This is a genomic window from Acidaminococcus nyctereutis, assembly GCF_052216985.1.
Lineage (GTDB): Bacteria > Bacillota > Negativicutes > Acidaminococcales > Acidaminococcaceae > Acidaminococcus > Acidaminococcus fermentans_A.
The window spans coordinates 32,288-51,504 of sequence record NZ_JBQOUY010000017.1; the positions used below are offsets into that span (position 1 = coordinate 32,288).

Genomic DNA, 19,217 nt, shown 5'->3' on the forward strand with positions numbered 1-19,217 from the left:
TATGGATCTCCAAACACTGCTGCATAAAGAAAATATGGACCGGGAGGATCTGGTCACCCTGCTGGGGCTGACGGACCCGACAGACCGGAAGGCCCTGTACGATGCCGCCTACCAGGTGAAAAGCGCTTCGGTGGGCCGGGTGGCTTATTACCGGGGCCTCCTGGAATTTTCCAACCGGTGCATCAAAAACTGTCTCTACTGCGGTATCCGCCGGGACAATGAAGAAGTGGAACGGTTCGATACCGCCCGGGAGGACATCCTGGCCATGGCTCGATGGGCCCTGGACAACCAGTACGGATCTTTGACCCTCCAATCTGGTGAACGCCAGGACGAGGAATTCATCGCCTTTGTGGAAGGACTGATCCGGGACATCAAGAAGCTCAGTGACGGGAAACTGGGGCTCACACTGTGCCTGGGGGAACAGACGGAAGAGACCTACCGGCGATGGCTGGAGGCGGGGGCCCACCGGTACCTGCTGCGGATCGAAACCAGCAATCCGGCGCTGTATGCCACCCTCCATCCCCGGGACGGCCATCATGAATGGACCGTCCGGAAGCACTGCCTGGAAATCCTCCGGAAACTGGGGTACCAGGTGGGCACCGGAGTGATGATCGGCCTGCCGGGCCAAACCCTGGAAGACCTGGCGGATGACATCCTGTTCTACCGGGACATGGACATCGACATGATCGGTATGGGGCCCTATGTGGTCCATCACAACACCCCTCTGGGGAAACAGGTGGTGGCGGATGGGGGGAACACTCCGGAAGCCCAGCAGCACCGGTTCATCCTGGGGCTGAATATGATCGCCGTGACCCGGCTGTTCCTGAAGGACGTGAACATTGCCGCTACTACCGCTCTACAGGCCCTGAATCCACTGGGACGGGAACTGGGGCTGAAGGCCGGGGCCAACATCCTGATGCCCATTGTGACCCTGCCCAAATTCCGGCCTGATTACCTGCTCTATGACAACAAGCCCTGTGTGGAAGACAGTCCGGACCAGTGCCGGAATTGCCTATCCGCCCGGGTGGCCTCTGTAGGGGATACCGTGGGATTCGGGAAGTGGGGGGATTCGCCCCATTATTTCCGGGAGCATGGGGGTGTCGGGAAATAGGATTTTCCCGGCGCTGACCGTTGACTGCTGATAAAGGGGCTGTTGCGCATGCAACAGCCCGTCATACGTCATAGGTCATACGCCGATGGAAGCCAGCTTTGCTGGCTTCGAATTTAAGAAAATCAGTTGATTTATGGAGTCAGTTTTGAAGTTTCAAAATCAATTTGTGAAAATTGATTTCCAAAAGCGTATGACGTATGACGATTGACGTATGACGAAAGGGGGTGTTGCACGTAACGTGCAACACCCCCTTTTTTAGAAGCATACCTTATTGGGATTCAAGATCAAATTGGGATCGAATACTTCCTTGATGCCCTGCATCAGACGGATGGGCGTATCTCCCAGGTTTTCTGCCAGGAACTGGACCTTGCCGAAGCCGATACCGTGTTCTCCGGAAATCTGGCCTCCCAGCTCCGTGCACTTGGCATACAGGAGATGCATGAATTGTTCTACGGATTTTTTGAATTCCACCAGGTCCATCTCATTGGCACAGGTGTAGATATGCAGGTTGCCGTCTCCAGCATGGCCGAACATCTTCACTTCGAAGGGGAAGTCTCCCTGGATCTCCTTGATGTACAGGACGAAATCCGGGATCTGGGAAACGGGGACCACCACATCGCATTCGTCCAGCAGGGCGAATTGTTCCTCGATGCCTTCCAGGAAGGCGGAACGGGCGGCCCAGGTCTTCTCCAGGAACATGGGGGTATCGGCGACCAGCACGTCCAGGGCTCCGGCTTCCAGGAGCATCTCGGCGGCTTCTTCCACCAGCTTGTCCAGCTGATCCCGGTCATTGGAATCCAGGGTCACCAGCAGGTAAGCCCCTACTTCCTGGCCTTCCACCACTTTGGGGAAGACGCTCTTGCCCATATAGGCTTCGGAAGATTCTAGGATTTCCTTTTCAAAGAATTCCAGGGTCTGGGGATCCAGGCTGGAATGTTTGATGGCCGGTACGGCTCCGATCCCATCTGCCAGTTCTGCAAAGGGGACGATAAGGGTCACATGGCATTGGGGCGGAGCGATCAGTTTCAGGGTCAGCTCCGTGATGATCCCCAGGGTCCCTTCGGATCCGATCATCAAGTTCAGCAGGCTGTAGCCAGAGGTGGTCTTGGAGACAGGAGCCCCTAGGCGGACGATTTCCCCCGTGGGCAGTACCACCGTCATGGCTTGGACATAATCCCGGGTGGTCCCGTATTTGACGGCCCGCATCCCTCCAGCGTTGGTGGAGACGTTGCCTCCCAGGGTAGCGAACTTTTCACCCGGATCAGGGGGATAGAACATCCCATGGGCCAGGGCGTCTTTGGACAAGGTATCCAGCAGGACACCGGGCTGCACCCGCACGTTCATATTCTTTTCATCGTAGCCCAGGATCTGGTTCATCCGGGATGTACACAGTACCAGCCCCTGCTGGACCGGCGTAGCACCGCCGGCCAGGCCGGTCCCTGCTCCCCGGACGGTGACTGGGATGTGATGGGCATTGCACAGCTTCATGATGGCGGCAATCTCTTCTGTGCTTTCTACATCGATGGTGGCTTCCGGCATGCCGATGCCGTAGATGGGCATGGCATCATGGGCATAATCCGGATTGATGTCCTCTCCGGTGATGACCCGTTTTCCAGAAATCCCACGGAGTGCCTCCAGCACATCCGGTGTAATGGGCTGATAATCGATCATGGTTCAAGTTCCTCCCTTTATAACAAAAACGTAGGCTTAGTATAATCAATTTCTTCTTACAAGTAAAGAACTTTCTTAATATTCGCTAATCAGTGACAATTTTAGGAGATCCTTGGGGAGGGAATCTTTCCGGGAAAAGGAGGCGAAAAAAGCCAACCTATAGTATAATGGTCCCATAAAGTCTCTCGGAAAGGATAAGAGTGGGTGGAATATGAAACGATATACAGCAAAACAGATGGTCCTCGGCTTGGTCTTGGCGGGAAGCCTTTGCCTGCCGTCCTGGGCAGCTGCTGGAGCAGAACCGGCCGCAGATCTGCGGACGTTTGCCCAGAGCGGGGAAAAGACGGCTGAAAAGGCTTCAGCTGGAATGAAGGCCGGGAAGAAACCAGGCAGCCAGCCCCAGGCTGGAACGGGGAGAAAGGTACCAGCATCAGCAGGGAAAAAGATAGAGAGCCAAGCCCTTCTCCAAACGGCCCCTCTCCGGAAGACACGGGAAGTGGATTTCACGATCCAGCACGGACAGTTGATCAGCGAAGCCATCGGGGACATCGATGGGGACGGCCGGGAAGAAGTGGTGGATCTCATGGGGAATCCAGTGGTAGAGAAATCCAGCTTCATGGGAGATATGTACCTGATTGTCCGGGAACTGGAGGCCAAGGATCCGGCGAAAGTGAAATATTACTTCCGGCCCCAGAATCTGGGCGGGTACAATGCCTACCTGACCTTGGCAGACGTGACGGGGGACGGCTATCCTGATGTGATCATCGCGGCGCCCAGCGGCGGCTCCGGAGGCCTGGTCTCCTACCGGATCTTGGATGTGATCGATGGGAAGCTCCAGGAAGTATTCGGACAGGAAGAGAACCGGGGGATCTCCATGGTAGGTACTTATCTGCCGGGTTACCAGGCAAGGCTGGCCTTCCCCACCCTGAAACAGGATATGACCTTGGATCTTTCCCATGAAAAGGAAGCCTATCGGAACCTGAATGTATATAATGAAGACGGCAGCCTGAAACAGTCTGGGCTCCGGCCTTATATCCAGAACTTGAGCCAGCTCAGTGCCCTGGATGTGAATGGCGATGGAGTGGATGAGGTCATTACGGTACAGAAGGTGGTCGGGGTGCTGAATGCGGATCCCTTGGGATCCGTGCGGACGGTGTGGGAATACCGGGCCGGAGGCTGGGAACCTCGGAATGTGGGCTTCCAGGCGGAGCTGTACAGCCGTCCTACCTATGCTAACGCAGCCCGGGTCACCGGAGATGGGGGATATGAAATCGTATCGCTGAAGGTGGCCACGGATACGGGAGCCGTCACTTATCCCCATTTCCAGAAATTGGATGGGAAACTGGCCTGGAAAGTGAATCGGGTCATCGAATCCTTTGTGCGCAGCCAGCTGAAAGATGTGACCATCGGTACCCGGCTGAACCTGGATTATGATGTGAAGTATACCGGGAAAAAATATGCCAGCCTGATGATCCTGGGGCTCCTGACGGAACGGGACCGGAGCGAAGCCATTACTCGCTGCTACAATTTCAATATGGCAACGGGAGAAGAAGTGGCTCTCCGGGATATGGTCCATCCCTGGAGGAAATTCTGGAAGATGGCGGAGAAGGAAACGGCAGCCAGTGGACAAATGCTGAAACCGGAAGACATCACCGGCTATTATTTCGACGGCGAGGCTCTGGGCCTTCTGTACGGAGACCAGAAAGAATACGATCTGGAAGCAGAAAAAGTCCTGCCCTTCCTGACAAAAAACCGTCCCGGGGAAGTATTTTTGACTAGCCAGTCAAATGAAGGAAACATGAAAAAAGAAGCAAAAATGGAAGAAAAGAGAGAAAAAACATCGAAATAACAGGTTTGAATCTGGAAATTGCATAGGATATAATATACAAGGTTTTCTATAAGTATTTCCATGATTGCAGTACATGCCCGGAAGGGCAGGATTTTAGGAGGATTGTCCATGTTAGGAAAGAAAAAAGCGATATCCATCGGGATGGCTCTCCTTCTGCTGGTAGGCGTTGCCGGCTGCGGCAAAAAGACGACTCCGGCGGCGGGAGATGTGGCGGTCAAGTCCATGAAGGTCATCAGACGGGATACCCCCATTACCTATGATTACACTGGGTTCGTGGAAGCGGCCAACGATGTGCAGATCAAGAGCAAGGTAACAGGGACCATTGTCCAGAAGCTGGTGAACGGCGGGGATTATGTGGAAGCCGGACAGCTGCTCTATGTGATCGACCCTCGGAACTATCAGAACTCCGTGCTGAACGCCCAGGCCAATCTGGCCAATGCCCAGGCTACCCTGGCCAATGCCCAGCGGGATGCCTCCCGGTACCAGACCCTGTATGAACAGGGGGCAGTGAGCAAACAGACGGCAGACCAGTACAATACCCAGCTGGCCCAGGCCCAGGCTGCGGTGGATGCCCAGTCCGCCATCCTGGCTTCTTCCCAGGTGGATGTAAGCGATACCCAGATCGTGGCACCTTTCTCCGGGAAAATCGATACCAATCCCCTGGCGGAAGGGTCTTTCGTAACGGCTAACTCCACGGTGCTCACTTCCATTTCCGGCAGTGATCCCATGCGGGTGCGGTTCTCCGTATCCCAGGCGGATTACCTGGATATCATGAAGGGGAATACCAATAACGGCACCAAGCTCCAGAATGTGACCATGAAACTCAGCGACGGTACCACTTATCCGGAAAAAGGCTCCGTGACCCAGGTGGACCGGGGCGTCAGCGATTCCACCGGTACTCTGACTCTGAAGGCGGAATTCCAGAACCCCAACGGGGTGCTGCTGCCCGGCATGTTCGCCAATCTGACCGTGGTGGGTTCCCTGGTGCCCAATGCCATCCTGGTTCCTCAGCGGGCGGTCACCGATGTGATGTACAAGCATTTCGTCTATGTGATCAACGATGACAATACCGTCAGCATGAAGGAAGTCCAGCTGGGTGCCCGGGTCGGGAAACTGTGGCTGGTGAAGAGCGGCCTGGACGGCACGGAAACCGTAGTGGTGGAAGGGGTCCAGAAGCTGAAGGAAGGCGCCAAAGTCAACGCTTCTCCCATGACGGAAGCGGATCTGGACACCACGGATACAACCACCAGCGGTAAGTAAGGAGGTACAGTAAGTGGCAAAGTATTTCATTGATCACCCTGTATTTGCCTGCGTCATTGCCATCATCATCACCCTGGTGGGGATCATTTCGGCCTACAACCTGCCCATTGCCCAGTATCCCCAGATTTCCAATCCTCGGATCAGCGTCTCCGCCAACTACGTGGGCGCCAGTGCTGAGGTTGTGGAGGAATCTGTGGCCCAGGCCATTGAAAAGCAGGTCAACGGGGTGGACAGCATGGTGGATATGAACTCCACCAGTGATAACCAGGGGAACTATACATTGAACGTGAAGTTCGAACTGGGGACGGATCCGGATATGGACTCCGTCAAGGTACAGAACCGGGTGGCCCAGGCTTCCGCCTCCCTGCCCAGTGAAGTAAGCACCTATGGGGTCACCACCGAGAAGCAGTCGGCGGAAACCATCATGTATTTCGCCCTGACTTCCCCCAACGGCACCTATGACACCCTGTTCATGAAGACCTATGGGGCTACCCAGTTCGTGGATGCCCTGAAGCGGGTGAAGGGGGTTTCAGAAGTCAGCGAATACGGACCGGAACTGTCCATGCGGGTATGGCTGGATCCTATGAAGATGGCCCAGCTGGGGGTAACGGCAGCAGATGTGAAAAACGCCATCGCCAGCCAGAACGTCCAGGCTCCTGCCGGGAGCATCGGGGCCCGGCCCAATGAGGCGGATCAGGAATTCCAGTATTCCGCCCGGGTCAAAGGCCGTTTGAGCACAGCGGACGAATTCGGCAACATCATCATCAAGAACCAAAACGGAAATCTGCTCCGGGTGAAGGATGTGGCCCGGGTGGAATTTGGTCCCCGGGATGACAGCGTCACCTCCAAACTGGACGGGAAGAACGCCATGAACTACGCCATCAGCCTGAATACCGATGCCAATGCCCTGGAAAGCGTGGCGGAAGTGAAAAAAGTGCTGGCGGAAGCGGAAAAATCCTTCCCTCCGGATCTGAAACTGACCATCGTACAGGACAACACCGAATACGTACGGGAATCCCTGAAAGAAGTGGTGGTCACCCTGGTGGAAACCCTGGTGCTGGTGGTACTGATCACTTGGGTGTTCCTGCAGAGCTGGCGGGCTACCCTGGTGCCCACCCTGGCCATACCGGTTTCGTTGCTGGGGACTTTCGGGGCCTTCATCATCTTTGATTTCACCATCAATACATTGACCCTGTTCGCCCTGGTGCTGGCCATCGGGATCGTGGTGGACGACGCCATCGTGGTGGTGGAAGCCGTGGAACACAACGTGGATGCCCTGGGGATGGATCCCAAGGAAGCCACCTACAACGCCATGCGGGAAGTGTCCGGGGCCATTGTGGCCACCGCCTTCGTGCTGCTGGCCGTGTTCCTGCCTGTAGCCTTCCTCAGCGGAATCACCGGGGTGCTGTACAAACAGTTCGCTCTGAGTATCGTGGTGGCCCTGAGTATCTCTGCCGTAGTGGCTATGTCTTTGAGCCCGGCGGTGTGCGCCATGGTGATCAAACCCAAGGATCCCAACGGCAGCAAGGGCTTTCTGGGCAAAATGTTCGGCTACTTCAACCGGTGGCTGGAACGGACTACGGGAAAATATGTGAAGAACGTGAAACGGCTGCTCCGCCACTTCAAACTGGGGCTGGTGGGCCTGGCCATCGTCTTTGTGCTGATCGGCATGTTCTTCAAGCTGATTCCTTCCGCTTACCTGCCGGATGAAGACCAGAGCTTTGCCATGATGACGGTTTCCCTGCCGGAATCCGCTTCCACCAACCGGACCACCAAGGTCACCAATGACATGGTGGCGGAAATCCGGAAAATCCCCGGAGTGAAGCATGTGCTGCAGATCGTGGGCATCGATGTGCTGTCCATGGGCCTGAAGCCCAACGCGGCCATCCTGCCGGTAAAGCTGGATGACATCCAGAACCGGACTACCGATGATCTGAGTGTATATTCCGTCCTGAAGAAACTGAACATCCTGGGGAACCAGAATCCGGCTGCTACGGGCATGGCCTTCAACCAGGCCGTACTCCCCGGTCTGTCCAACACCGGGAGCCTGAGTCTGTACATTATGGATACCACCGGCCATGATACGGCGGTAATGGCCAAGGATGTGCAGGGTGTACTGGCCAAGATCCGGCAGAGACCGGAAGTCGCCACCATCTACACCACCTTTACGGATAACACGCCGGCTCTCCAGTTCGATGTGGACCGGGCCAAGGCGGAAAGCCTGAATGTACCGGTATCCAGCGTGTTCACCGCCCTCCAGGCCAACCTGGGCGGCAGTGAAGTCAACGACTTCAACCTGCTGGGCAAGACCTGGAAAGTGGTCATCCAGGCTGACCCCAAATACAGAGGAGATGTAAAGAGCTTCTCCAATCTGTATGTGGCCAGCAACACCGGGGCTCTGGTGCCCCTGAGCGCGCTGGTGACCAGCAAGGAAATCCCGGCCGCACCGGTCATCACCCGGTTCAACGGGGCCCGTGGAGCCAAGATCGCCGGGTCTCCCGCCAGCGGGTATTCCACCGGCCAGGCCATCAGTGCCATCGAAGAGGTGCTGAACAGCCAGCTGCCCAGCGGATACACCTATCAGTGGACGGACCAGAGCCGGGACGAAAAAGCCGCCGGCAGTTCCTCCTTCCTGATGTTCGGGATTTCCCTGGTATTCGTGTACCTGTGTCTGTCCGCCCTGTATGAAAGCTGGAGCCTGCCGCTGGGCATCATTTTCGCAGTGCCTTCGGCCGTTATGGGGGCTGTGGGCTTCCAGTACCTCCGGGGACTCACCAGTGATATCTATCTGCAGATCGGGATGATTGTGCTGATCGGTCTTTCCGCCAAGAACGCCATTCTGATCGTGGAGTATGCCAAGATGAGAGTGGACGACGGCTGGGCCGTCATGCCCGCACTGGTGGATACGGTTACCGTCCGTCTCCGCCCGATCCTGATGACCGCCTTCTCCACGGTCATCGGGGCTGTGCCTCTGGCCTGGGCCAGCGGCGCAGGTTCCGGCAGCCGGACGTCCATCGGGACCGCCATCATCGGCGGCATGATGGCCTCCACCTTCCTGAGCCTGTTCTTGGTACCGGTGCTGTTCCTGACCATCGAAAAGGTGTTCCATCCCAAGGTGCCCATCGGCTCCGTGGATGATCCTATTCCGGAAGAACAGAAATAAGATGAAGGGGCTGTGAAGAAATGGATTTCTCATTTCTTCACAGCCCCTTTTTTCTCGGAAAATCTTTGCTTTTTTTCATTGAAACAGATATAATAGTCTCTATTCCATTTTATGTAAGGTGAAGGACACGTGAAACAAACAAATGGTACGAAAAAACTGCTCTCTCAGGTGTGGCGCCTGACCCGCAGCTACTGGAAAAGTGAAGAAAAGAAAAAAGCCTATGCCTTACTGCTGGCCATCCTTCTGCTGACCTTGGCGGTGGTGGCCATGCTGGTACTGCTGAACCAATGGAATAATGCTTTTTACACGGCTCTGCAGAACTATCAGACGGAAGAGATCTTCCACCAGCTGAAACGGTTCACCTTGCTGGCTTTTACCTATATCATCCTGGCTGTCTATGCTTACTATCTCCAGCAAGTGCTGGTGCTGAACTGGCGGCGCTGGCTCACCAACCGGTACATCGACCGGTGGCTCCAGCATCAGACCTACTACCGGCTGGAAATGTTCGGGAAAGAGATGGACAACCCGGACCAGCGGATCAGTGAAGATGTGAACCTGTTCGTCACCAAGACCCTGGGCTTCTTTGTAGGGATCGTCAAGGCCCTGTGTACCCTGCTTTCTTTTGTGGTGATCCTGTGGCAGCTGTCCGGTCCCTTTTCCTTTACCCTGTTGGGCCGTACCTGGCATATTGCCGGATATATGGTGTGGGTGGCGGTGGCCTATGCGGCCCTGGGGACCTGGCTGACCCATCGGGTGGGGCACCGACTGGTGGCTCTGAACTTTTCCCAGCAGCGCCGGGAAGCGGATTTCCGGTTCAGCATGATGCGCATGCGGGAAAATGCGGAAAGCGTAGCCTTTTATCAGGGAGAAGGACTGGAAGGCCGGGTGTTCAAGAAACGTTTCGCCCTGCTGCTGGAGAATTTCTGGAAAATCGTCCTGAAGCAGAAACAGCTGGTGTGGCTGAGTTCCGGCTATTCTCAGATTGCCATCATCTTTCCCTTTGTGGTAGCGATTCCCCGGTTCCTGCGCCGGGAATTGACCCTGGGGGGGCTGATGCAGGTGGCCACAGCCTTTGGCCGGGTCCAGGATTCTCTTTCCTACTTTGTGGATGTGTATGCTTCCCTGGCGGAATGGCAGGCCGTAGTGGACCGGCTCACCGGCTTTGAAGAAGATATGGCCCGGGTCCAGTCGGCCGGCAGCCAGAGCCATGTGGAACGGCTGGAAAGTACCGATGGGACACTCCGGCTGGAGCCCCTGGAAGTGGATCTGCCCGATGGCAGGCCCATCCTGAAACCTCTGGAACTGACCCTGGCTCCGGGGACCAATGTGCTGATCAAAGGGGTCAGCGGCAGCGGGAAAAGCACTCTGCTCCGGGCTCTGGCAGGCATCTGGCCCTTTGCCCGAGGCAAGGTAGTCCTGCCGCCCCAGGAGAATCTCATGTTCATCCCCCAGCGGCCCTATCTGCCCCTGGGGACCCTCCGGGATGCGGTGCTGTATCCCGGCACCCGGGAGTTTTCCGATGAAGTCCTGAAAGAGACCTTGGACCTGTGCCGGATCGGCTATCTGGCTTGCCATCTCCAGGAAGAGGGCGACTGGTCCCATGTGTGTTCCATCGGGGAACAGCAGCGGCTGGCCTTTGCCCGGGCCCTGCTCTATGAGCCACAGTGGCTGTTCATGGATGAATCCACCTCCGCCCTGGATGAAGAGACGGAAAAAGCACTGTACCAGGTACTGGCAGAAAGACTGCCCGGGACCACCCTGGTCAGCGTAGGACACAGAAGCACGCTGCTCCGCTATCACCAGCGGGTGCTGGCTTTAAATAAAGAAACACATACGGCGTCTCTGGAGACACCGGAGATGGCTGAGGAGCGCCTGCGGGCTCAATGAAAAAAGGGGGAAGTCGTTTATCATGAGTATTGCTTTGCTGAATCAGATCGACAGTTTTGTCTGGGGGCCGCCTTTGCTGGTCCTGTTGGTGGGAACGGGGATTTTCCTCAGCTTCCGGCTGGGATTCCTCCAAGTGTTCCGGCTGCCCCGGTCTCTGAAATTGATCTTTTCCGCGGAGAATCAGGGGGAAGGGGACATCGATTCCTTCAAAGCCCTGTGCACCGCTTTAGCGGCTACGGTAGGGACCGGGAATATCGTAGGGGTGGCTACGGCCATCAAGGCCGGCGGTCCGGGAGCCATTTTGTGGATGTGGGTAGCGGCCTTTTTCGGTATGGCTACCAAATATGCAGAAGGCTGCCTGGCAGTGAAATACCGTACGGTGGATGATAAAGGACAGATTTCCGGCGGTCCCATGTACTACATCGAAAACGGTCTGGGACGGGCCTATCGGCCATTGGCCATTGCCTTTGCTTTCTTTGGGGTGCTGGTGGCCTATTTCGGCATCGGGACCTTTGCCCAGGTGAACTCCATCGTCCAGATCACCCAGCTGAACGCCGGGATCCCAGTGGAATATACTGCTGTGGTGCTCACCATCCTGGTAGCGGCCATCACCCTGGGAGGACTCCAGAGCATTGCCAAGACGGCCTCTAAGATCGTACCGGCCATGGCGGTGATCTATATGGTTTCTACCATCGGTTTCTTGGTGATCTTTGCGGATAAGGTGCCGGGAGCCATTGCAGAAGTATTCCATGATGCTTTCCATCCTACCGCGGCCGTAGGGGGCTTCCTGGGCGCCAGCGTCCTGTTCGCCATGCGCAACGGGGTGGCCCGGGGGGTATTCTCCAATGAATCCGGCCTGGGGAGCGCTCCCATCGTGGCGGCTGCCGCCAAGACCAAGTGGCCGGCGGAGCAGGGGCTGGTCTCCATGACTGGTACCTTCATCGACACCATCATCATCTGCACCATGACCGGTCTGGTGGTGGTGATCAGCGGCCTGTGGAAGACGGACCTCAATGGGGCGGCGTTGACCAATGCAGCCTTCCTCCAGGCCTATCCTACCTTCGGGGGCTATATGCTCATGGTGGGGTTGGTGCTCTTTGCCTTTACCACCATCCTGGGGTGGAACTACTATGGAGAACGGTGCATGGAATATCTGGTGGGGACGAAAGGGATCATGCCTTACCGGATCGGCTTCATCCTCCTGGTGGGCTGCGGGGCCTTCCTGAAACTGGAATCCATCTGGATCCTGGCAGATATCGTCAACGGCCTCATGGCCATCCCCAACCTGATTGCCCTCTTGGGCCTGTCCGGCGTGGTGGTGGCCGAGACCCGGAAGTATATGGAGCATGTGAAAGAGGAGAAGAAGGGGGTGTGAATCATTCACACCCCGGTCTCATAAGCCGCATAGCGGCTCGGTCTCGGGTCTCGAGACCTCAAAAAGAGGCTGTTGCGCATGCAACAGCCTCTTTTTTAAATTGTCTTTAATTGGGGAAAATAGTATAATGATAGGGCGAAAATGGAATTGTCTTTTTGAAAGGAGATCCAACATGAAAGCTCGTACCATCGTCAACGATATATATGAAGTGGGGATCCGGGACTGGACCCTCCATGACTTCCATGGCTTTGCCACTCCTCGGGGAGTCACCTATAACTCCTTCCTGCTCATGGATGAGAAGATCTGCCTGATCGACGGGGTGAAGGCTCCTTTTGCTGAGGAACAGCTGTGCAACATCCGGACCATCGTGGACCCGGCCAAGATCGATTACATCGTGGTGAACCATGTGGAACCGGACCATTCCGGCAGCCTGCCGGCGCTGGCCAAAGCCTGCCCCAATGCTACGTTCCTGATCACGGTCCAAGGGGCCAATGAACTGAAGGAACATTATGGGGATATCTTCAAGACCCAGATCGTGAAAAAAGGCGATGCTGTCAGCCTGGGGAAACGGTCCCTGGTGTTCCAGCCCATCCCTATGCTCCACTGGCCGGATTCCATGGTCACCTATTGTCCGGAAGAACAGATCCTGTTCTCCAGTGATGCTTTTGGTCAGCATTACTGCTGCAGCAAGCTGTTCGACGACGAGACCGAAGTAGAGAATATGTTCTTCGAGGCCCAGAAATATTTCGCCAACATCCTGATGCCGTACCGGAAACTGGTGCCTAATACGGTGAAACTAGTCCGGAGCCTGCCTCTCAAGATGATCTGCAGCTGCCACGGCTGCATCTGGCGCTCCAACATCGAAGGGATCTTGAGCCGGTATGAAGCTTGGGGCAAAGGAGAAACCGTGGATCGGGTACTGGTAGTATTCGATACCATGTGGGGTGGCACCGCTGCTATGGCCCGGGCTATGATCAAGGGCATCGAGAAACAGGGGATGCGGGTCAAGCTGTACCGCTATGAAAGCAGCCTGAAGGCAGATATCGTCAGCGACCTGCTGACGGCCAAAGGGATCCTCATTGGGTCTCCTACCCAGAACTCCGGCATGATGCCCACTATTGGCGGGTTCCTTACCTACCTGAAGGGGCTGAAACCCACGGGCAAGAAGGCTGCGGCTTTCGGGACCTACGGCTGGGCTGGCGGCGCAGAAAAGGATATGGAAGCCTTGATCAAGGAATCCGGCATGGAACTGCTGCCCGGGTACAATGTGAAATGGCGTCCGCTGCCCAAAGAATTGGATGCTGCTGAACAGTATGGCTTCGATTTTGCAGAAAAAGTCAGCAAGGGAGAATAACATCGTCCGGAGCCAGTATCCCGGAAGCCGCAAAGGCCGGAATGCTGAGCCGGACAACAGGGCCTGGGGTTGCCGCAGCCGCGGCAACCCCACCCTCATATCAGGAGGAACCATGGAAGATATCATCGTGGGACGGAATGCGGTGCGGGAAGCCCTGCGCAGCCGGCGTCCCTTCAATAAAGTGCTGGTCCAGGAAGGGACCCACGGGGGCAGTCTCAATGAAATCCTGGCCCTGGCGGAGGAACGGCAGATCCCGGTGGAAAAGGTCGCAAAGGAAGTACTGGACCGGCTGGCTGGCGGAGTCCGGCACCAGGGGGTGGCAGCCCAAGGGGCTCCCGTGGCCTTCCAGGATCTGGATACGGTGCTGGCCCAGACAGAAAGCCGGGGAGAAGTGCCCCTTTTGCTGCTGTTGGATGAGCTCCAAGATCCCCAGAATGTGGGGGCCCTGATCCGGACGGCCAATGCGGCCGGCGTCCACGGTGTGCTGCTTCCCCAGCGCCGGAGCTGTCCCCTCAATGCAGTGGTGGCCAAGATTTCCGCTGGTGCCATCGAATACGTGCCGGTGATCCAGATCGGGAACATCACCCAGACCATGAAGCAGCTGAAAAAGCGGGGCTTCTGGATCGCCGGGGCGGACATGGATGGGGAAGCCCAGTATTTCGACGCCAACCTCACCGGGCCCATGGTCTTGGTGGTGGGCGCCGAAGGCAAGGGACTGGGACGGCTAGTAAAGGAAAACTGCGATTTCATCGTCCGTATCCCCATGCTGGGCCAAGTCTCCAGCCTGAATGCCTCGGTGGCCGGGGGGATCCTGCTCTACGACATCGTCCGGCAGCGGATCTTGGAGGGGCGGAAAAAAGCAGTACAGCGTAAAGAGTGAAGAGTGCAGAGGATGCTGCAGGGCACTGCAGCATCCCGGCCTCGAGCTCCCCAGGAGACTGGATCCACTAGAGGAGGCGGGACCATTGCAGGAAGAAATCCGGAAAGTCTATGACACCCTGAGCGATGAAGAACTGATCCGGCTGATCCAGGATCGGGATGACCAGCAGGCACAGGACTATCTCTTGGACAAATACAAGGAATTCATCAAAATCAAATCGGCCCGCTATTTTTTGGTGGGGGCGGAGAAGGAGGACATCATCCAGGAAGGGATGATCGGCCTTTTCAAAGCCATCCGGGACTACCGGCCTGGCAAACAGGCCTCTTTCAAGGTGTTCGCCGAAATCTGCGTGAACCGACAGATCATCTCTGCCATCAAAAGCGCCACCCGACAGAAGCACCGGCCCCTGAACTGTTATGTGTCCCTGGATAAGCCGGTATTCGAAGAGGGGAAAGAACGGACCCTGCTGGATATGCTGGGCGGAGGCCATGGAGTGGATCCGGAAAACCTGCTGGTGGACCAGGAGGCTTTCATGGACATTGAAAAGAACGTGACGGCCATGTTGAGTTCCTTGGAATGGCAGGCTCTGTGCAAGTACCTGGAAAGCAAAAGTTATCAGCAGATCGCCCAGGAACTCCAGCGCAGTACCAAGTCCATCGACAATGCTCTCCAGCGGGTGAAACGGAAACTGGAAAAATACCTGGCCAGCCGGGACCACGAACTGGATCTGGCGACTTTGAACAAAGGGCTCCTGATCATGGCGGCCAAGGAGCATCTCCGGGATGGCGACGAGAAGAATGATAGAATTGAAACAATCTGACAATTTATTTTTCTGCTGCAAGAAGAAAAAGAGAGCCTTTGCAGGAATTTCTGTTCCGGACGGCGAATAACATGGTATCAACAGCGGAAAAACAAAGGATATAAAGGGAGGGCGATACACATGAGTCAAATGGAAGAATTTCTGAAACAAGTGGAAGCTGTACAGGGCAAGGAAGAAAAGGTCCTGATCGTTACAGGGAAACCCGGCAGCGGGAAAAGCAAACTGCTGCGGGAAGCTGCGGAAGCCAAGGGCTGGGACTATGTGGATACCCGGCTGCTGATCACGGAAGAATTCCTGAAGCTGCTGCCCAGTGAACGGAAAGCCCAGGCTCCGGCTATGCTGACGGAGGAACTCTCCGGACACCGGGGAGATGTGATCCTGCTGGACCGGGTGCAGACCTTGTTCGTACCGGTGTTCCATATCGATCCCAAGAGCGTCATCGATGCCCTGGGGAAAGCCTACACCGTAGTCCTGGCTTGGCCGGGATATGTGAATGATGGGCTGCTCTGCTATGACAAATTCGATGGCACGGAATCCATCCGGATCTCTGCTGCGGATTACACAGTCTGGGAAGTGGAATAAGAACGGGAAAGGGTGAACCCAATGCAGGAGACAAAGAGGGGCACCCTGGCGGTGCTCACCGGCGGCGGGGACTGCCCGGGACTGAATGCGGTGATCCGGGCCGTAGTCAAGACGGCCATCCATCACGGCTTTCAGATCTATGGCATTTCCAACGGATTCCATGGGCTGATCTGCAATGATATGAAGGTGATGAGCCTGGCAGATGTTTCCGGGATCCTGCCCCGGGGCGGGACCATCCTGGGGACGACCAACCGGGACAATCCCTTCCATTATGCAGCGGGAGAAGATGCCAAGGGAAATGTGATCTATGAAGACAAGCGGGACGTGGTGGTCCGGAACCTGAAAGATCACCGCATCGACTGTCTCATCGTTATCGGCGGAGATGGCAGCTTGAAGATCGCTTATGATCTCCACCGGTTCTGTGGAGTGGATGTGGTCGGGGTCCCCAAGACCATCGACAACGATCTGCCTTGTACGGAACGGACTTTCGGCTTCGATACAGCCATGGCCATGGCCACGGAAGCCCTGGACCGTCTCCATACCACGGCAGAATCCCATCACCGGGTGATGGTCCTGGAAGTCATGGGCCGTTATGCGGGGTGGATCGCTCTGCATTCCGGGATCGCCGGGGGGGCCGATGTGATCCTGATCCCGGAGATCCCCTACGACCTGGATGCGGTGATCCGGAAGATCCGTCAGCGCCAGCAAAGCGGCAAGAAGTTCAGTATCATCACCGTGGCGGAGGGGGCTAAGCCCATCGGCGGAGAAATGACCATCGCCCGGATGGTGAAGGACAGCTTCGAACCTATCCGGCTGGGAGGGGTAGGCGAGAAACTGGCCCGGGAAATCGAATCCAGGACAGGCATCGAATCCCGCTGCACCGTATTGGGCTATCTCCAAAGAGGCGGTTCCCCTACAGCCTATGACCGGGTACTCTCTACCCGATACGGAGCGGCAGCCGTGGAAGCCTGCCTGGATGGGGAATTCAACGTGATGGTGGCCCTCCAGGCCAATGCCATCGTGCGGGTACCCATTGTCCGGGCGGCGTCCCAGCCCCATCAGGTGCCCGTGGATTCGGATATCATCCGGACCGGCCGGGAAGTGGGGATTTCCTTCGGGGACGAAAAAATGGGATCTTGAATCTGCCACAGAAAAAGAGAATCACAATTTTTCTTAAACTGCTGAGAAAAATCCGTGATTTCTCTTTTTTTTTTGGCTTCCTTGCCATATAATGGACAAGTTCTTATTACTAAAAAGCATTGCAAAGAGAAGGAGTGTGCATCGTGAGCGAAAATCTGATTGCAGTCTTGTTGGGCATCGTGGAAGGCCTGACAGAATTCATCCCCGTATCTTCTACTGGCCATATGATCATCGTAGGCCATATGATCGGTTTTAAAGGAAACCTGGCCAAGATCTTCGACGTGGTGATCCAGCTGGGGGCTATCCTGGCGGTCTTGGTGCTCTACAAGGAGCGATTTGCCCGTTTCCTGACCAAAGAGGGCTGGCAGAGAGGCAGCGGCCTTACAGGCTGGCATATCGCGGCCGGCTGTGTTCCCACCATGGCCTTTGCTTATCTGGTCCACTCCTTCATCAAGAAATATTTGTTTTCTCCGGCTACAGTGGCCGTAGGGCTGGTCCTGGGTGCTCTGCTGATGATCGTGGCAGAACGGAAGATCCGGGGCCATGAAGCAGAACTGGTCCAGGATGTGGACCATATCAGCCTGCGTCAGGCGCTGTACATCGGATTCTTCCAGTTCCTTTCTCTGTGGCCGGGATTCTCCCGGAGCGGGTCTACTTTGGGAGGTGCCCTATTGGTGGGCGTGAATCGGAAAGCCGGGGCCGATTTCACCTTCATCATGGCGCTGCCCATCATGGTGGTGGCTTGTCTGTATGAACTGCTGAAGAATCTGTCCGCCCTCAGCAGCGGGGACCTGATGGTCTTGGCCATCGGTTTTGTCACAGCTTTCGTGGTAGGCTATCTGTCCATCCTTTGGTTCATGAAGTTCCTCCAGCGGTCTCGGCTGACTGCCTTCGGGATCTATCGGATCATCCTGGCTGCCTTTACGGTCTGGTATTTCTATCTGTAAGAAAAGGGGTGTTGCGCAGGACGTGCAATACCCCCTTTCCATAGTTTATAAAATTCCTTACACTTTTTCTAAAAAAGCTGTTGACAATTTCCCCAAGTTCCTTTATACTTATCCTTGTTACGAACGAAAAGCGCTGGCATAGCTCAATAGGTAGAGCAACTGACTTGTAATCAGTAGGTTGAGGGTTCAATTCCTTTTGCCAGCTCCAAATATTCGTGACAGACAAATGTGGAGAGATTCCCGAGTGGTTAAAGGGAGCAGACTGTAAATCTGCCGCCTCTGGCTTCGAAGGTTCGAATCCTTCTCTCTCCACCAAACATCGCGGGGTGGAGCAGTTGGTAGCTCGTCGGGCTCATAACCCGAAGGTCGTTGGTTCAAGTCCAGCCCCCGCAACCACATGCTGATGTAGCTCAGTTGGTAGAGCGTATCCTTGGTAAGGATAAGGTCACCAGTCCGATTCTGGTCATCAGCTCCATTTTATGGCGGCGTAGCTCAGTTGGCTAGAGCAGTCGGTTCATACCCGGCCTGTCCGCGGTTCAAATCCGTGCGCCGCTACCATTACCAACACAGCCCCGTAAAGGGGCTATTTTAAAATCCAAAAAAACAGCAGGAAGCGTTGGGAGGTAATCTAATGGCTAAAGAGAAATTTGAAAGAACAAAACCCCATGTGAACATTGGTACCATTGGTCACGTCGACCACGGTAAGACTACCCTGACCGCGGCGATCACCAAGGTCCTGTCCGAAACTCCGGGCTGCAAAGCCACTTTCGAAGCCTATGCTGATATCGATAAGGCTCCGGAAGAAAGAGAACGTGGTATTACCATTAATACCGCCCACGTGGAATACGAAACCGAAACCAGACACTATGCACACGTCGACTGCCCGGGGCACGCTGACTATGTAAAGAACATGATCACCGGTGCTGCTCAGATGGACGGTGCCATCCTGGTCGTTTCCGCTGCTGACGGTCCTATGCCTCAGACCCGTGAACACATCCTGCTGGCCCGCCAGGTCGGTGTGCCTGCCATCGTAGTGTTCCTGAACAAATCTGACCAAGTGGACGATCCTGAACTGATCGAACTGGTTGAAATGGAAGTCCGTGAACTGCTGAGCCAGTACGGCTATCCTGGAGACGATATTCCCATCGTCGTAGGCTCTGCTCTGAAAGCCCTGGAAG

Annotated in this window: 14 protein-coding genes and 5 tRNA genes; 18 read left to right on the forward strand and 1 reads right to left on the reverse strand. The window is 55.8% G+C overall.

Annotated elements, in window-relative coordinates; all coding sequences use genetic code 11:
• Position 1: 1 nt before the first annotated feature.
• Positions 2–1,111 carry a [FeFe] hydrogenase H-cluster radical SAM maturase HydE gene (gene hydE / locus ACTUHY_RS08900; RefSeq protein ID WP_442827457.1) on the forward strand — a complete coding sequence of 370 codons (1,110 nt, stop codon included), beginning with the start codon at positions 2–4 and terminating at the stop codon, positions 1,109–1,111.
• 255 nt (positions 1,112–1,366) lie between these two features.
• On the opposite strand, the gene ACTUHY_RS08905 is transcribed toward hydE, so the two are convergent.
• Positions 1,367–2,782 carry an FAD-binding oxidoreductase gene (locus ACTUHY_RS08905; protein WP_442827458.1) on the reverse strand — a complete coding sequence of 472 codons (1,416 nt, stop codon included), beginning with the start codon at positions 2,780–2,782 and terminating at the stop codon, positions 1,367–1,369.
• Positions 2,783–2,993: 211 nt separating this feature from the next.
• Here ACTUHY_RS08905 and ACTUHY_RS08910 point away from each other — a divergent pair, with 211 nt between their 5' ends.
• The 17 genes from ACTUHY_RS08910 to ACTUHY_RS08990 all read left to right on the forward strand — a co-directional run.
• The gene (locus ACTUHY_RS08910; protein ID WP_442827459.1) at positions 2,994–4,631 is read left to right on the forward strand and encodes a hypothetical protein; all 1,638 of its coding nucleotides are present in this window, start codon (positions 2,994–2,996) and stop codon (positions 4,629–4,631) included.
• Between the two features lie 108 nt (positions 4,632–4,739).
• Positions 4,740–5,891 (forward strand): efflux RND transporter periplasmic adaptor subunit, encoded by a 1,152-nt coding sequence (locus ACTUHY_RS08915; RefSeq protein WP_442827460.1) that lies wholly within the window; start codon positions 4,740–4,742, stop codon positions 5,889–5,891.
• Positions 5,892–5,904: 13 nt separating this feature from the next.
• Positions 5,905–9,054 carry an efflux RND transporter permease subunit gene (locus tag ACTUHY_RS08920; protein WP_442827461.1) on the forward strand — a complete coding sequence of 1,050 codons (3,150 nt, stop codon included), beginning with the start codon at positions 5,905–5,907 and terminating at the stop codon, positions 9,052–9,054.
• A 129-nt stretch (positions 9,055–9,183) separates the two neighbouring features.
• A complete protein-coding gene (locus tag ACTUHY_RS08925) occupies positions 9,184–10,941 on the forward strand; it encodes an ABC transporter ATP-binding protein/permease (protein WP_278673529.1) in 1,758 nt (585 codons plus the stop codon).
• Between the two features lie 22 nt (positions 10,942–10,963).
• On the forward strand, positions 10,964–12,316 hold the full coding sequence (locus tag ACTUHY_RS08930) for an alanine/glycine:cation symporter family protein (RefSeq protein WP_278673528.1): 1,353 nt from the start codon (positions 10,964–10,966) through the stop codon (positions 12,314–12,316).
• A gap of 172 nt (positions 12,317–12,488) precedes the next feature.
• Entirely contained in the window at positions 12,489–13,670 is a 1,182-nt protein-coding gene (locus tag ACTUHY_RS08935; protein ID WP_278673527.1) for an FprA family A-type flavoprotein, read from the forward strand.
• Positions 13,671–13,782: 112 nt separating this feature from the next.
• Positions 13,783–14,550 (forward strand): 23S rRNA (guanosine(2251)-2'-O)-methyltransferase RlmB, encoded by a 768-nt coding sequence (gene rlmB / locus ACTUHY_RS08940; protein WP_278673526.1) that lies wholly within the window; start codon positions 13,783–13,785, stop codon positions 14,548–14,550.
• Between the two features lie 85 nt (positions 14,551–14,635).
• Positions 14,636–15,370 carry an RNA polymerase sporulation sigma factor SigH gene (sigH, locus tag ACTUHY_RS08945; RefSeq protein ID WP_278673525.1) on the forward strand — a complete coding sequence of 245 codons (735 nt, stop codon included), beginning with the start codon at positions 14,636–14,638 and terminating at the stop codon, positions 15,368–15,370.
• 120 nt (positions 15,371–15,490) lie between these two features.
• Positions 15,491–15,952, forward strand: coding sequence for a BREX-3 system P-loop-containing protein BrxF (gene brxF, locus ACTUHY_RS08950; RefSeq protein WP_075579080.1), 462 nt, complete (start codon positions 15,491–15,493; stop codon positions 15,950–15,952).
• 21 nt (positions 15,953–15,973) lie between these two features.
• Entirely contained in the window at positions 15,974–17,092 is a 1,119-nt protein-coding gene (locus ACTUHY_RS08955) for a 6-phosphofructokinase (RefSeq protein ID WP_278673524.1), read from the forward strand.
• A gap of 143 nt (positions 17,093–17,235) precedes the next feature.
• The gene (locus ACTUHY_RS08960; RefSeq protein ID WP_278673523.1) at positions 17,236–18,039 is read left to right on the forward strand and encodes an undecaprenyl-diphosphate phosphatase; all 804 of its coding nucleotides are present in this window, start codon (positions 17,236–17,238) and stop codon (positions 18,037–18,039) included.
• Positions 18,040–18,171: 132 nt separating this feature from the next.
• Positions 18,172–18,247, forward strand: a tRNA-Thr gene (locus ACTUHY_RS08965).
• A 22-nt stretch (positions 18,248–18,269) separates the two neighbouring features.
• Positions 18,270–18,354: transfer RNA gene (locus ACTUHY_RS08970), tRNA-Tyr, on the forward strand.
• Between the two features lie 5 nt (positions 18,355–18,359).
• Positions 18,360–18,435: transfer RNA gene (locus ACTUHY_RS08975), tRNA-Met, on the forward strand.
• Positions 18,436–18,438: 3 nt separating this feature from the next.
• Positions 18,439–18,514: transfer RNA gene (locus ACTUHY_RS08980), tRNA-Thr, on the forward strand.
• Positions 18,515–18,520: 6 nt separating this feature from the next.
• Positions 18,521–18,597 (forward strand) — tRNA-Met (locus tag ACTUHY_RS08985).
• A 73-nt stretch (positions 18,598–18,670) separates the two neighbouring features.
• Positions 18,671–19,217 (forward strand): GTP-binding protein (locus ACTUHY_RS08990; RefSeq protein WP_442827225.1); only part of this gene is annotated, 547 nt, incomplete at its 3' end.

Bases quoted from the DNA above. Each gene is read 5' to 3' on its own strand.
- hydE (WP_442827457.1), top strand. From the start codon at position 2: ATGGATCTCCAAACACTGCTGCATAAAGAAAATATGGACCGGGAGGAT.
- ACTUHY_RS08910 (WP_442827459.1), top strand. From the start codon at position 2,994: ATGAAACGATATACAGCAAAACAGATGGTCCTCGGCTTGGTCTTGGCG.
- ACTUHY_RS08955 (WP_278673524.1), top strand. From the start codon at position 15,974: ATGCAGGAGACAAAGAGGGGCACCCTGGCGGTGCTCACCGGCGGCGGG.
- brxF (WP_075579080.1), top strand. From the start codon at position 15,491: ATGAGTCAAATGGAAGAATTTCTGAAACAAGTGGAAGCTGTACAGGGC.
- ACTUHY_RS08915 (WP_442827460.1), top strand. From the start codon at position 4,740: ATGTTAGGAAAGAAAAAAGCGATATCCATCGGGATGGCTCTCCTTCTG.
- ACTUHY_RS08930 (WP_278673528.1), top strand. From the start codon at position 10,964: ATGAGTATTGCTTTGCTGAATCAGATCGACAGTTTTGTCTGGGGGCCG.
- rlmB (WP_278673526.1), top strand. From the start codon at position 13,783: ATGGAAGATATCATCGTGGGACGGAATGCGGTGCGGGAAGCCCTGCGC.
- ACTUHY_RS08935 (WP_278673527.1), top strand. From the start codon at position 12,489: ATGAAAGCTCGTACCATCGTCAACGATATATATGAAGTGGGGATCCGG.
- ACTUHY_RS08905 (WP_442827458.1), bottom strand. From the start codon at position 2,782: ATGATCGATTATCAGCCCATTACACCGGATGTGCTGGAGGCACTCCGT.